This is a genomic window from Akkermansia sp. 54_46 (genome assembly GCF_001917295.1).
In the GTDB taxonomy this organism is placed as follows: domain Bacteria; phylum Verrucomicrobiota; class Verrucomicrobiia; order Verrucomicrobiales; family Akkermansiaceae; genus Akkermansia; species Akkermansia muciniphila.
In genome coordinates this window covers 1-320 of record NZ_MNUD01000006.1, presented here as the reverse complement: position 1 = coordinate 320, position 320 = coordinate 1, and the positions used below count along the sequence as shown (strand labels likewise).

Below are 320 nucleotides of genomic sequence, written 5' to 3'. Positions count from 1 at the left end.
GGCGGACAGCGCCGACGGGCGCCTGGACAGCTACTACGCCAGCCTCTTCGGGCGCTACCAGAACAAACGCTGGGCGCACACGCTCATCCTGACGGGAGGATGGAACGACGCGAAACTCAACCGTACGGTCAACTACGGGGAAGGAAGCTACGGGACGCAGGGAAGCACCAGCGGATGGGGCTTTGGAGCGATGTACGAACTCACCTGCGACATCTACCTCGACGAAAACCGCAGCAGCGTGCTGCAGCCGCTGTTCAACGCCTCGGTGGTGACGACGCGGATGGACGGCTATGAGGAAACGGGAGCGGGCAACGCGGGCC

1 protein-coding gene is annotated in these 320 nt (G+C 64.1%); it reads left to right on the top strand.

Translation table 11 applies throughout. From position 1 onward, the window contains the following. A partial coding sequence (locus BHW66_RS02025) for an autotransporter outer membrane beta-barrel domain-containing protein (RefSeq protein WP_286688843.1) occupies positions 1 to 320 on the top strand: 320 nt, incomplete at both ends.